Source organism: Streptomyces sp. NBC_00104, from assembly GCF_045160825.1.
GTDB lineage: Bacteria > Actinomycetota > Actinomycetes > Streptomycetales > Streptomycetaceae > Streptomyces.
In genome coordinates, this window is record NZ_CP108215.1 from 8,018,894 (window position 1) to 8,032,996 (window position 14,103).

Consider the following 14,103-nt stretch of genomic DNA (forward strand, 5'->3'; position numbering starts at 1 on the left):
GACCCTCAACCGGAGAAGCCGACGTGCGCCAGCCGCAGTGGGCCGCGCAGCCTGAGGTGGACGTCATGTGTGCCGGCGGCCGAGACGGCGGCGCGCACGGTCGTGTACGTGTACGGGTCCGCGGTGGGGGTGTCGAGCGTCAGCGTCGCCAGCACCGGGCCGCCGACCAGGGAGAACTCGACGCTGCCCGCGCCCGCCGCCGCCACCGTCACCTCGGTGACACCCGCGCCGAAGTCGCAGGCGTGGAAGAGCAGTTCACCCGATGCGCCGTCCGTCGGCGTCACCGCGTCGCCCGACACCTTCGTACGGTCGACGATCTCCGTGCCGCGCTGCTCGTCGAAGTCCGCCGCGTCCAGGCCGTGCGTGACGACCGGGCGCGGAGCCACGGGTGCGCCCTCGACGGCGACGGTCGTACGGAGGCGGATGTCCTCGCTCGACGCGCCGACCAGCAGTTCGTACGCGCCGGGCTCCAGGTGCCAGGTGCCGTGCGCCACGTCCCAGAACTGCAGCACGGAGAGCGGGAGCCGGAAGGTCAGCTCCGCCGAGGTGCCGGGGGCGAGGGTGATGCGGCGGTGGCCGGCCAGCTCGCGGCGCGGGCGCGGGACGGACGGGTCCTCGGCGCGGACGTAGAGCTGGGCGACCTCGTCGGCGGTCACCGCGCCGTTGTTGGTCACCGTGCAGGAGACCGTCAGGTCGTCGTCACCCACATGGGCGCGGAGGCTTCCGTACGCGAACTCCGCGTACGACAGCCCGTGGCCGAACGGGAACAGCGGGGTGCCCTCGAAGTAGAGGTAGGTCTGGCGGGCGCCGATCACGTCGTAGTCGAGGAGGTCGGGGAGGTCCGCGTCGGACGCGTACCAGGTCTGCGGGAGGCGGCCCGCCGGGGAGACGTCGCCGGCGAGGACACGGGCCAGGGCCGTGCCCGCGGCCTGGCCGCCGTGCGCGGTCCACAGGACGGCGGGCAGGTCGGCGGGGTCGACGGCGTACGGATAGGCGGAGACCAGGACCAGCGCGGTGTTCGGGTTGGCGGCGCGGGCCGCGCGCAGCAGACGCTCCTGATGGGCCGGGAGCGCGAGGGTGGCGCGGTCCTCGGTCTCGCGGCCGTTGATGTGCGGGTCGTTGCCCGCGACCACGACGACCACGTCGGCCTCGGCGGCCACGCGGGTGACGGACGCCTCGCCCCGTTCGGTCACGACCAGGTCGAAGATTTCCGGATTGCTGTCGGCAACCTTTACTCCGTCGGTGCCGACAGTGACGTACCGGCCTGTCCCTGTGTGCTTGAGGAGGTGACCGTTCCCGTGGGACTCGGAGGGCTCCAGGCGGAACGTCTCCTGGACGATCCAGCCGCCCGGCTGGTCGGCCGCGGCGCGCAGATAACCGTCGTCGGCGACCGAGAGGTAGCGGCCGTCCGGCGCGCGGAAGGTGAGCACGCCCCCGCCCCAGTCGACGAGGGCCAGTTCGGTGCCGTCCGCGTCCGTGGTGAGCGGCGACAGGTCGGTGCGGCCGGCCAGGAGCGCCGGGTCGAGGGCACCCTCCGCGCCACGCACCTCGTCGGCGGTCTCGGGCGCCTCGGGCACGGACACGTACGCGCCGGTGGACAGCGCCCTGAGGCGTACGCGGTCCACGCCCTCCGCGAACGTCACGCGCTCGGCACCGAAGCGGTCGTACAGGCCTTCGAGCGGGGTCGAGCGGTGGATGAGGGTGCCGCTGTACCAGTCGAGCTTGCACTCGTCGGCGAGCAGGCCGACGACGGCGATCCGGGTGTCGGCGGCGAGCGGCAGGAGGGCACCCTCGTTCTTCAGCAGCACGATCGCCTGCTCGGCGCTCTCCTGGGCGAGGGCGCGGTGGGCCGGGGTGTCGAAGTCCTTGGCGTCGGCGTACGGGTCCTGCTCCGGTTCGAACTCGCCGAGGCGGAAACGGACCGACAGTTGGCGGCGGACCGCCTCGTCGATGTCGTCGGTGGTCAACAGGCCCTGGTCCAGGGCGCCCCGGAGGCGTCCGACCATCGTCGAACCGTCCGTGCCGTGGTCGGTGAAGCTGTCGACGCCGGCGCGCAGCGAGGCGGCGGTCGCCTCCTCGTGGGTGTCGAAGTAGTGCTCGGAGTCGACCAGGTTCGACGGCGCGCCCGCGTCCGAGCAGACCAGCAGGTGCTCGTCGGTCCAGGTGCGCAGGTGCTCGGCCAGATAGGGCGAGACGTGGTTGGGGCGGCCGTTGACCAGGTTGTACGCGGGCATCACCCCGGCCACCGCGCCCGCCTCGACCGTCTCGCGGAAGGCGCGCAGGTCGTACTCGTGCAGGACGCGCGGGCGGACCGAGGAGGAGGTGGTGGAGCGGTCGGTCTCGTTGTTGTGCGCCAGCCAGTGCTTGAGCACGGGGGCCGTGCGCCAGTACGTGGGGTGGTCGCCGCGCAGGCCGCGGGTGTACGCGGTCGCGATCGCCGAGGTCAGCCTCGGGTCCTCGGAGTAGCCCTCCTCGTTGCGGCCCCACAGGGGGTGGCGCAGCAGGTTGACCGTGGGGGACCAGACGTTGAGGCCGACGCGGTCGTCGCGGGCGCGCATCGCGCGGGTCTCGGTGGAGACGGCCTCGCCGATACGGCGGACGAGGTCCTCGTTCCAGGTCGCGCCGATCCCCACGGCCTGCGGGAACACCGTCGCGGGGCCCATCCAGGCCACCCCGTGCAGGGCCTCCTGGCCGGTGCGGAAGGCGGCCACCCCGAGACGGTCGACGGCGGGCGCGAACTGGTGGAGGAACGCGATCTTCTCATCCGGGGTGAGCCGCTGGAGCAGATCGTCGATGCGCTTCGCGAGCGGCAGCCGCGGATCGCGGAAAGGCGGCGTGGGCGGCGTCTGTGCGGTCACGTGGGGATCCCTTTGCGGTGGAGCGGCGAGGCACTTTCGAAGCGCTTCGATGCTCATTCGACCGTGGGGTGGGTGTCAAGAGACCACGGCGCAACAGATCCGTTTCCCCACCGTCATACAGGCCGGGACAGCGACGGTCGGAAGGGTGTCTTCCGGTCCTCCACACCTCCGAGGAATCTGGGAATCGACCCTTGTGCACCCCCGGTCGTTCACTTAACCTCGCAGCAACATCGAAGCGCTTCGACTGCGGAGGGAATCGCTTCGCGTGCTCACCTCCCTCTGCTGTTCATCAGTTCCATCGCTTCAGCACAGCCAGTTCCACTCAAGACACCGCAGCCGACGGCCACCGCCGGGTGTCCTGGTGTGCGCCATGAAGGGTTGACGCAATGACGCCGAACTCCGCCACCTCCGCCGCGCCCAGCCGGAGAAGCTTCCTCGCCTCCACGGCGGTCGCCGCCGCAGCGGTGGCCGGGGGCATGCCACTGCTGTCCGCCTGCGGCGGCTCGGACAGCGGCTCGCGTGAGGGCACCACGTCGGGCAAGGACGCCCAGAAGATCCTTCCGGCGTACGTGGCCAGCAACGTGGTGAAGCCGGACATCCCGTCCAAGAACGGTTCGTCGATGGGCTTCACCGCCAAGCTCGACGGCGACGCCCTCAAGACCTCGGTCGCGAAGAAGCTCGGCAAGGGTGGCAAGGTCACCATCATGTCGCCGTTCTGGGGCTCGCCGCCGAAGGGTGACAACCCCTACTACACGGCGATGAACGACCTGATCGGCGTCGACGTCCAGTGGCGCAACCAGGACGGCAACACCTACGACCAGAAGCTCGGCGCGGTCCTCGCCTCCAGCGAGATCCCGGACGTGGTCGTCATCCCCGGCTGGAACATGATGGGCAAGATACCCAGCGCCATCACCGGCAAGTTCGCCGACCTCGGCCCGTACCTGTCCGGCGACAAGGTCAAGGAGTACCCCAACCTCGCGGCGATCCCCAGCGGTGCCTGGCAGCGCTCCATCTTCGGCGGCAAGCTGATGGGCCTGCCCATGCCCGCCCCGTCCGTCGCGACCATCGTGCCCCTCTACCGCCAGGACATCTTCGACAAGGAGGGCTACGAAGTTCCGCGGTCCGCCGACGAGTTCATGGCCCTGTGCAAGGACATCACCAATGCCCGCGCCAAGGTGTGGGCCTGCGGTGACATGAAGTGGACCGCGATGAACAACTTCGGGGTGCTCGGGGGCGGGGAGAAGCCGCTCTGGTGGAACATGGTCGACGGCAAGCTGATCAACCGCATCGAGACCCCGGAGTACCTGGAAGCCATCGAGTGGACGCGCAAGCTGTTCGCCGCCGGAGTCGTCCACCCCAATTTCAAGCTGGGCAAGAGCCAGATCGCCGACCCGGCACCCAAGTTCGCCTCCGGGGAGTTCCTGATCTGGGACAACAACATCGTCCACTGGTACGGCCAGCAGGCGTCCCAGGCCACCCAGAACCCCGACTTCAAGGTCTGGGGCATGGACATCTGGGGCCACGACGGCGGTGACCCGACGCTGTACGCCGCGAACCCGGCCGGCATCTTCGCCTTCGTCAGCAAGAAGGCCTCCGAGTCCGTCATCCGCGACGTGCTGGCGGTCGCCAACGTCACCGCGGCGCCGTACGGCACCAAGGAGTGGATGATGACCAACTACGGGGTCGAGGGAACGCACTACACGATCAAGGACGGCGTCCCGGTCAAGAACGACCAGGGCAACAACGAGGTCCTCAACGCCTACGTCATGGTGGCGAGCCCCGCCCCGACCACCGCCCACCCCGACCTGCCGGACTACACCAAGGCCATGGTCGAGTGGGAGCAGCGGATGGGCGCCTTCACCAAGAAGTCGTCCTTCTGGGGCCTGCAGATCACCGAGCCCTCCCGTTACACCAACCTGGCCAACGACTTCGAGCAGCTCGAGGACGACATCATCCGCGGGCACAAGAAGATCAGCGACATGCAGCAGGCCGTGTCCGACTGGAAGAGCAAGGGCGGCGACAAGCTGCGCGACTGGTACAAGAAGCTCCTCGACGAGAACGGCTCGGCGGCGAGCTGACCAGGATCTGAGGCAAGGAGAACGGCTGTGTCCCACAGCACGGTGCCTCGGAGCAGTGCCGAGGCCAGCACGCCGGAGAAGATCCCGGTGCCCTCCGGCAGCGTCACCGGCGCCACCGGCTCCCCGGGGAAACGCCCCCCGGAGAAGCTGAGCCTGAGGCTCAGGTTCCGACGCGACCGCGTCCTGCTCCTGATGACGCTGCCGGCCGTCGTGCTGGTCATGGTCTTCAACTACCTGCCGATCCTCGGCAACGTCGTCGCCTTCCAGGACTACGACCCGTACATCAGCGACAACGGCATCGTGTCCATGCTGAACAGCCCCTTCGTGGGTCTGGAGAACTTCCAGCGGATCTTCCAGGACTCGGCCTTCCGGAACGCCGTCGAGAACACGCTGGTGCTGTTCTTCGTCCAGCTCGTGCTGTTCTTCCCGATCCCGATCCTGCTCGCGCTGCTCATCAACAGCGTGGTCCGGCCCCGGGTGCGGGCCGTCGCGCAGGCGGTGCTCTACCTGCCGCACTTCTTCTCCTGGGTGCTGGTCATCGCCGTCTTCCAGCAGATGTTCGGCGGCGCGGGGATGCTCTCCCAGCTGCTCAGGGAGAACGGGTACGACGGCCTCGACATCATGACCAACCCGGACACCTTCGCCTTCCTGATCACCGCGCAGAGCGTGTGGAAGGACGCCGGGTGGGGGATCATCGTCTTCCTCGCCGCTCTGGCGTCGGTCCCCACGGACCATTACGAGGCCGCCGCGATGGACGGCGCCGGACGCTGGCGCCGCATGTGGCACGTCACGCTTCCCGCCCTGCGTCCGGTGATCGCCCTTCTCCTCGTGCTGCGCGTCGGTGACGCCCTGACCGTCGGGTTCGAACAGATCCTGCTGCAACGCGACGGTGTCGGACCGGGCGCGGGTGAGGTCCTCGACACCTTCGTGTGGTGGAACGGCGTGCGCAACCAGGACTTCGGCTACGCGGCCGCCGCCGGTCTCGTCAAGGGCGTGGTCAGCATCGGCCTGGTTCTCGCCGCGAACAAGGTGGCCCATCTCATGGGCGAGTCGGGGGTGTACAAGAAATGACGTCCGTGATGTGGGAACCGCGCCAGGACACCGAGCCGGTCCGGCAGGAGAAGACGCCCCGCTGGTGGCAGGCTCCGCCCCGACCGTCCTGGGAGGAGGAGCCCTCGAAGGCCGGCGTGGCGGGCAAGGGCATCGCCCTGTCGTTCGCCTGCCTGGCGGTCCTCTTCCCGTTGTGGATCGTGATCGTCACCAGCCTCTCGTCGCGGAAGACCATCGACGAGGCGGGCGGCCTGGTGATGGTGCCCAAGGGCATCACCTTCATCGCCTACGAGGAACTGCTCAGCGGCGGCCAGGTCACCCGCGCCGCGGTCATCAGCATCCTCGTCACTCTGGTCGGCACACTGTTCTCAATGACGGTGTCCGTCCTGTGCGCCTACGGCCTGTCCCGCACCGGCTCCTTCGGCCACAGCTGGATCCTGATGACGCTGCTGGCGACCATGTTCTTCAGCGCCGGCCTCATCCCCACCTACCTGCTGGTGCAGTCCCTCGGTCTGATGGACACCTATCTCGCGCTGATCCTGCCGAGCGCGGTGAGCATCTTCAACATCCTGGTGCTGCGCGGCTTCTTCATGGGGATCTCGCAGGAACTCATCGACAGCGCGCGCATCGACGGCGCCGGGGACTTCCGGATCCTATGGCAGATCGTCATGCCGCTGTCGCGGGCGGTGCTCGCGGTGATCACCCTGTTCTACGCCGTCGGGTACTGGAGCGCCTGGTTCAACGCGTCGATCTACCTGAACGAGCAGGACATGATGCCGTTGCAGAACGTCATGATCCAGCTCGTGCAGAAGCAGGAAGCCCCGGTCGGCCTGAGCCAGGCCATCAGGACCGGTCAGCTGTCGGGGCTGGCCATCCAGATGGCCGTCATGGTCATGGCCCTCCTCCCCGTCGCCGTCCTCTCCCCCTTCGTCCAGAAGCACTTCAAGAAGGGCATGCTCACCGGCGCGGTCAAGGGCTGACCGGGGCGCCTGTGAACTCGGGGTGCGGGTCCGTCGGCGGCTGCGGGTGATTCGTGGCTGGTCGCGCAGTTCCCCGCGCCCCTGAAAAAGCGGGGCTGCGCCCCTGCTCTTTCGGCCCGGAAGGGCCGTAGGCCCTTGAGGGGCGCGGGGAACTGCGCGAGCAACCACCCACCACCCGCAGCCGCCGACGAACCCAACCCCCCGAGCCACAAGGCGCCCACCCCGTACCCCTCCCCGCAAAACGAGGTATGTCATGCGCACCCCCAAGCCGAGCCGCCGCACCGTATTCGCCGGCACAGCCGCGGCCGCAGCCCTTACGGCCCTCCCCGCGCTGGGAACTCCGGCCCACGCAGCCGGAGCCCGAACCGGCTCGACCGCCGGAGGTTACCGCTGGCGCAACGCAGTTGTCGGCGGCACCGGCTTCGTCACCGGCGTCCTCTTCCACCCCTCCGTACGCGGCCTCGCCTACGCCCGCACCGACATCGGCGGCGCCTACCGTTGGGACGACCGGAAGGCCCGCTGGACCCCGCTCACCGACCATCTCGGCTGGGACGACTGGAACCTCCTCGGCGTGGAGGCCATCGCCATCGACCCCGCCCACCCGAACCGCCTCTACCTCGCCCTCGGCACCTATGCCCAGTCCTGGGCCGGCAACGGCGCGATCCTCCGCTCCGACGACCGGGGCGCCACCTGGACCCGTACCGACCTCACCGTCAAGCTCGGCGCCAACGAGGACGGCCGGGGCGCCGGCGAGCGCCTCCTCGTCGACCCCCGCGACAGCGACACCCTGTGGCTCGGCACCAGACACGACGGCTTGCTCAAGTCGACCGACCGGGGCGCCACCTGGACGACGGCGACCGGCTTCCCGGCGACCCCCAGCGGCTCCGGCCAGGGCGTCACCCTGCTCGTCGCCGCCGGACGCGTCGTCTACGCCGGCTGGGGCGACGCCGACGGCACCTCGGCCACCGTGAACCTCTACCGGACCACCGACGGCACCACCTGGGAAGCCGTCCCCGGCCGGCCCACCGGCGCCTCCGCCAAGGTCCCGATCCGCGCCGCGTACGACAGGCACACCCGCGAGCTGTACCTGACGTACGCCAACGCGCCCGGCCCCAACGGCCAGTCCGACGGCAGCGTCCACAAGCTCCGCACCACCAACGGCAAGTGGACCGACGTGACCCCGGTGAAGCCGGGCGGCACCACGTCCGACGGCGGCGCCGACACCTTCGGCTACGGCGGGGTGGACGTCGACGCCCGCCGCCCCGGCACGGTGGTCGTGTCCACCAACAACCGCTGGGCCGACATCGACACCGTGTACCGCTCCACCGACGGCGGCCGTACCTGGACGTCCCTCAAGGACTCCGCCGTCTTCGACGTGTCCGAGACCCCCTATCTCAAGTGGGGCGCCGACAAGCCGAAGTTCGGCTGGTGGATCCAGGCACTCGCCCTCGACCCGTACGACTCCGAGCACATCGTCTACGGCACCGGCGCGACCCTCTACGGCACCCGGGACCTCAAGCGCTGGGCGCCGCAGATCCGGGGCCTGGAGGAGACGTCCGTGCGCCAGCTGATCTCGCCTCCGGTCGGAGAGGCGCACCTGATCAGCGGTCTCGGGGACATCGGCACGATGTACCACGAGCGGCTCACGGCGTCCCCGTCGCGCGGCATGGCGTCCAACCCCGTGTTCGGATCGGCGACGGGACTCGCGCAGGCCTCGGCGAAGCCGTCGTACGTCGTCCGCACCGGCTGGGGCGACCACGGCAACGGCGCGTACTCCCGCGACGGCGGGCGGACCTGGGCCCCCTTCGAAGCCCAGCCGGACATCGCCAAGGACGCACCGGGGCCGATCGCCACCAACGCCGACGGCAGCGCGCTGCTGTGGTCCTTCGTGCACTGGGACGGCACGAAGTACGCGGCCCACCGCTCCGCCGACAACGGCGCGACCTGGACCGAGATCTCCTCCTTCCCCAAGGGCGCCACACCGGTCGCCGACCCGGCCGACCCGACGCGCTTCTACGCCTACGACACCGACACGGGAACGCTGTACGCCAGCGCTGACAGTGGCCGTTCGTTCACCGCCCGCGCGACCGGACTGCCCTCCGGCGACAGCCAGTTCGAGCTGGTGGCGGCCCCCGGACGCACCGGTGACCTGTGGCTGAGCGTGAAGTGGAACGGGCTGTACCGGTCCACCGACGGCGGGGCGACCTTCTCGAAGGTCGACAGCTGCTGGGCCTCGTACACCCTCGGCTTCGGCAAGGCCGCCGACGGCGCCGACTACCCGGCGATCTACCTGGTCGGCTCGACCGAGACCATCACCGCCGTCCACCGCTCCGACGACGGCGCGAAGACCTGGACCCGCATCAACGACGACGCCCACCAGTGGGGCTGGACCGGTGAGGTCGTCATCGGCGACCCGCGTGTGTACGGCCGCGTGTACCTGGCGACGAACGGACGCGGTATCCAGTACGGGGAGCCGGTCTGATGCCGGAGACGACGCGACCGGAACCGGCGGACGCCACCCGGCCCGGGCCCCGGCACCGGTCCAGGCCCGGCCTGGGTGCCGCCACGCGCGGCCGTGTCCTCTTCGGCGGCGACTACAACCCCGAGCAGTGGCCCGACGAGGTGTGGCACGAGGACATACGCCTCATGCAGGAGGCCGGCGTCAACTCCGTCACCCTCGGCGTCTTCTCCTGGGCCAAGCTTGAACCCCGCCCTGGCGCACGGGAGTTCGGCTGGCTGGACACGCTGATGGACCTGATGCACGCAGGCGGCATCGGTGTCGTCCTCGCCACCCCCACCTCCTCCCCGCCTCCCTGGATGGGCCGCCTCCACCCCGAGACCCTCCCGCGCGACGAGAACGGGCAGGTCGAGTGGTGGGGCTCCCGCCAGCACTTCTCGCACTCCAGCGCCGTCTACCGCCGACACGCCGCCGCCATCACCGAGGACCTGGCCGCCCGCTACGGCGGCCACCCGGCCCTCACCATGTGGCACATCAACAACGAGTACTGCACCTACGACTGGGGCGACGAGGCGGCGGCCACCTTCCGCGACTGGCTCCGGAAGAAGTACGGTACGCTCGACGCGCTCAACGAGGCCTGGGGGACGGCCTTCTGGAGCCAGGGCTACGACGGCTGGCACGAGATCCTCCCGCCGCGCCGCGCCCACTACATGAAGAACCCCACGCACGTGCTCGACTTCAAACGCTTCACGAGCGACATGCTGCTGGAGTGCTACGTCATCGAGCGCGACATCGTCCGCCGGCACACCCCGCACCTCCCGGTCACCACCAACTTCATGCCGATGTGGGTGGGTCAGGACGCGTGGCGGTGGGCCGAGGAGGAGGACGTGGTCTCGGTCGACATCTACCCGGACCCCCGTGACCCGTTCGGCGCACAAAACGGGGCCCTGGTCCAGGACATGACGCGCTCCCAGGCGGGGGGCGGCCCGTGGATGCTCATGGAGCAGGCCGCGGGTCCGGTCAACTGGCGCGGCGTCAACCATCCCAAGCCCCGTGGCCTCAACCGCCTGTGGTCCCTGCAGGCCGTCGCCCGAGGTGCGGACGCCGTCTGCTACTTCCAGTGGCGGCAGTCCCGGCAGGGGTCGGAGAAGTTCCACTCCGGCATGCTCAGCCACGCGGGCGAACAGGGCCGCACCTATCAGGAGGTCAAGCGGATCGGGGCCGAACTGGCCGCCATCAGCCGCGAGGTGACGGGACATCACATTCAGGCGGACGTGGCCGTGTTGTTCGACTGGAACTCCTGGTGGGCCGGTGCCCAGGACGGCCGTCCGTCGTCCGAGGTGGACCTTTCCCAGGTCGTCCGCTCCTGGCACCGCGCCCTCTGGGAGTCGAACCTCACCACCGCCTTCGCCCATCCCGAGCACGACCTCTCCGCGTACAGGCTCGTCGTCGTACCGCAGCTGTACCTGCTCACGGACCCGGCCATCGAGAACCTCCTCGCGTACGTACGAGGCGGCGGCACCCTCGTCAGCGGCTTCCTGACCGGCATCGCCGACGAGGACGACCGCGTACGCCCCGGCGGTATGGACGCGCGACTCCGCGACCTCTTCGGCATCCGCACCCTGCACGAGTGGTGGCCGCTGGACGCGGGGGAGGAGGTCGAGTGCGACGGCTCCCGGGGGGCCTTCCGGGGGACGCTGTGGTCCGAGGAGATCGAGGCGGCGGACGTGGACGAGGTCGTCCCCTACAAGGGCGGCGAACTCGACGGACTCCCGGCGGTGCTGCGGAAGGGGCGCGCCTGGTACGTCTCCACGCTGCCCGAACCGGGCGAGCTGCGTGCCCTGTTGGCGCGGGTCGCCTCCGACGCGGGGGTGCGGCCGGTGCTGGACGGACTGCCCGACGGGGTCGAGGCGGTGCGGCGCGGCGGGGTGCTCTTCGTGCTCAACCACGGCCGCGACGAGGTCGTCGTCGACGTCCCGGGCACCCATCGCGACCTGCTGACGGGGGCGACCGTCACCGGATCGCTGGCGCTCGGCCGGTACGGAGTGGCGGTGCTGAAACCATGACCACGACCACGGGCGGGACGCCTTCCGGCGGGACGACTTCGCGTGACAAGGCCGCGCGTGACAAGGCCGCGCGTGACACGGCCAGGCATGCGGGCCGGCACGGCACGTGGGAACCTCGCCCCGCCGCCCGCTGGGAGGACGCCTTCCTCAGCGGCAACGGCCGACACGGCGCCCTGGTGTTCGGCGATCCGGACGACGACCGCGTCATCGTCAACCACCACACCCTCGTGCGCCCCAACGGCGGAGAGACCGCCAGGCCACCGCACCTCGCCGCCGAACTCGCCTCGCTCCAGGACCGGTTGCTCGCCGGCGACCTGACCGCCGCCGAAGGGTTCACGGACGGGCGCGAGTTGCAGTGGGTGCAGCCCTTCCATCCGGCGTTCCAGATGCGGCTGAGACGAGCGGACAGAAACGGGGAGAGGAACGGGGACAGAAACAGGGACGGCGACAGGGGCGGCGACAGGGGCGAGGAGGGGGACGGGAGCGGGGGCTGGGGCTGGGGTGGGCGTGGCTACCGCCGTTCGGTCGACTTCACCACCGGTGTCGTCGAGACGGAGTGCGAGGACCTGCGCAGCCGGGTCTTCGTCTCGCGTGCGGACGACGTGATCGTCCAGTGCGTCTCGGGGCACCGGCTCACGCTGGACATCGACCTCGACCACCGGCTGCCGGGCGCACCCCCGGCCCTGAAGATCGGTTACGGCGCGGTCCTCACCCCCGAGGGCGCCCTCCTGAGCCTGCGCGCCCGCTACCCGGGCGGCGACCGCGCATACACCGGCACCACACTCGTCGCCGTCACCGGCGGCCACACGACCCTCACCCCGCCCGGCATGCACGTGGAACGGGCGCGGTCCGTACTGCTGCTGACCCGGGTGCGTCGGCATACGGGCGAGCTGGACGCGGTGGCCGAGGGACAGGCGCTCAGGGCACTGCTGGCGGATGGCTCGGAGCCATATGCCCGGCTCCTCGACCGGCATGTGGGGCTGCACCGGCCGGCGTATGAGCGGGTGTCGTTGGAGCTCGGGGGCGAGGGGAAAGAAAGCGAAGGTTCGTTTTCGGACGCCGGGCAGAACGAAGGCTCGCGCTCGGAAGTCAGCCAAAACGAGGGTTCGTTCCCACGAAGCGGCCCACGCCACCAAGGTGCGTTCCCGGCACGCGCCGCCGAAAACGAAGGTTCGTTCCCGCACCCCGCCACGCAAAACGAAGGTTCGTTCCGCAACACCCCCCAAAACGAACGTTCCCTCCCCGGCTCCGAGCTGATCCGCCGCCCGCACAGCCCCGCCCTCCTGGAACGTCTCTTCGCCGCAGGCCGCTACCACCTCCTCTCCTCCAGCGGGCTGTTCCCGCCCCGGCTGGTCGGCCTGTGGACCGGTGACTGGAACACGGCGTGGGCGGGGGCGTTCACCAACGACGCCAACCTCAACCTGCAGACGTCGTCCGCGGCGGCCGCCGCGCTGCCCGAGGTCACCGAGGCACACGCGTCCCTGATCCATGGTCAGCTCGACGACTGGCGGGACAACGCCAGGACGATCTTCGGCGCCCGGGGTGTCGTCGCCCCGCCGCACTCCGACGGGGAGAGCGGGCTGACGTACCACTTCAGCCGTGAGTACCCGCTGCATCTGTGGACGGCGGGGGCGGACTGGCTGCTGAAGCCGCTGGTCGACCACGACGAGACCCGGGGCGAACGCGACCCGCGCACCGCGGCCGCGCTGGCCGAAGTCGCGCTGTTCTACGAGGACTTCCTCACCCGCGTCGACGCCGACGGGAACCTCGTCGTCGTCCCCTCCTACTCGCCCGAGAACCGTCCCGCGAACGCGAGCTGGGGTGCGATCAACGCGGCCATGGACCTGTCGGCCGCCCGGCACGCCCTGCTCACGGCCGCCGAGTACCACGCCGACCGGCCCGAGCGCGCGGACCGCTGGCGCGCGCTCGCCGACCGGCTGCCGCCCCATCGCGTCAACGCCGACGGCGCGCTCGCCGAGTGGGCCTGGCCGGGCCTCGACGACACCTACGACCACCGTCACCTGAGTCACCTCTACGGCGTCTGGCCGCTGGACGAGATCAACCCGTACGACACCCCCGAGCTGGCGACCGCCGCCCATCGTGCCCTCGAACTCCGCGGCGCCGAGAACGACTCGGCCCACGGCCATCTGCACCACGCCCTCGTCGCGGCCCGCTTGCGCGACGCCGACCGGGTCGCGCACGCCCTCGGCCAGGTGCTCGGCGGGGACTTCTTCCACGCCTCCCTGATGAGCGCCCACTACCCGAAGCGGGACGTCTACAACGCGGACGCCGCCCACACCCTGCCCGCCGTGCTGATCGAGATGCTCGTGCAGTCGACACCGGACCGCCTGGTGCTGCTGCCCGCCCTCCCGGCGCTCTGTCCGGCAGGCCGGCTGCGAGGCGTCCGCACAAGGTTCGGGGCCGAACTCGACCTGACCTGGAGCCCACAGAAAGCGACAGCGGTGATCCGCCCCACCCGGACCTGCCGCGTCGAACTCCGGACTTCCTCCGGCGCCGAGTCGCTCGACCTCGTCGCCGGAGAAGACCACGCCCTGTTGTTGGAGGTGTGGTAACCCCCGCATTTCCCCCCACCCATGGAAGGAACACGACACC

Annotated in this window: 7 protein-coding genes; 6 read left to right on the plus strand and 1 reads right to left on the minus strand. The window is 70.2% G+C overall.

Annotated elements, in window-relative coordinates:
• Nucleotides 1-5: 5 nt before the first annotated feature.
• Nucleotides 6-2,858, minus strand: coding sequence for a glycoside hydrolase family 3 C-terminal domain-containing protein (locus OG272_RS35350; RefSeq protein ID WP_405895490.1), 2,853 nt, complete (start codon nucleotides 2,856-2,858; stop codon nucleotides 6-8).
• 386 nt (nucleotides 2,859-3,244) lie between these two features.
• Here OG272_RS35350 and OG272_RS35355 point away from each other — a divergent pair, with 386 nt between their 5' ends.
• The 6 genes from OG272_RS35355 (at nucleotide 3,245) to OG272_RS35380 (ending at nucleotide 14,063) form a co-directional block, all read left to right on the plus strand.
• Nucleotides 3,245-4,936 carry an extracellular solute-binding protein gene (locus OG272_RS35355; RefSeq protein WP_328224132.1) on the plus strand — a complete coding sequence of 564 codons (1,692 nt, stop codon included), beginning with the start codon at nucleotides 3,245-3,247 and terminating at the stop codon, nucleotides 4,934-4,936.
• Nucleotides 4,937-4,963: 27 nt separating this feature from the next.
• A complete protein-coding gene (locus tag OG272_RS35360; RefSeq protein WP_326576560.1) occupies nucleotides 4,964-6,007 on the plus strand; it encodes an ABC transporter permease subunit in 1,044 nt (347 codons plus the stop codon).
• The gene (locus OG272_RS35365) at nucleotides 6,004-6,966 is read left to right on the plus strand and encodes a carbohydrate ABC transporter permease (protein WP_326576558.1); all 963 of its coding nucleotides are present in this window, start codon (nucleotides 6,004-6,006) and stop codon (nucleotides 6,964-6,966) included. The genes OG272_RS35360 and OG272_RS35365 overlap by 4 nt, the downstream gene beginning before the upstream one ends.
• A gap of 253 nt (nucleotides 6,967-7,219) precedes the next feature.
• A complete protein-coding gene (locus OG272_RS35370; protein WP_405895491.1) occupies nucleotides 7,220-9,448 on the plus strand; it encodes a 1,4-beta-glucanase in 2,229 nt (742 codons plus the stop codon).
• Nucleotides 9,448-11,490: a beta-galactosidase gene (locus OG272_RS35375; RefSeq protein ID WP_405895492.1), complete on the plus strand. Its 2,043-nt coding sequence runs from the start codon at nucleotides 9,448-9,450 to the stop codon at nucleotides 11,488-11,490. Before OG272_RS35370 ends, OG272_RS35375 begins: the two co-directional genes overlap by 1 nt.
• Nucleotides 11,487-14,063, plus strand: coding sequence for a glycosyl hydrolase family 95 catalytic domain-containing protein (locus OG272_RS35380; RefSeq protein WP_405895493.1), 2,577 nt, complete (start codon nucleotides 11,487-11,489; stop codon nucleotides 14,061-14,063). The genes OG272_RS35375 and OG272_RS35380 overlap by 4 nt, the downstream gene beginning before the upstream one ends.
• The last annotated feature ends 40 nt before the right edge of the window (nucleotides 14,064-14,103 follow it).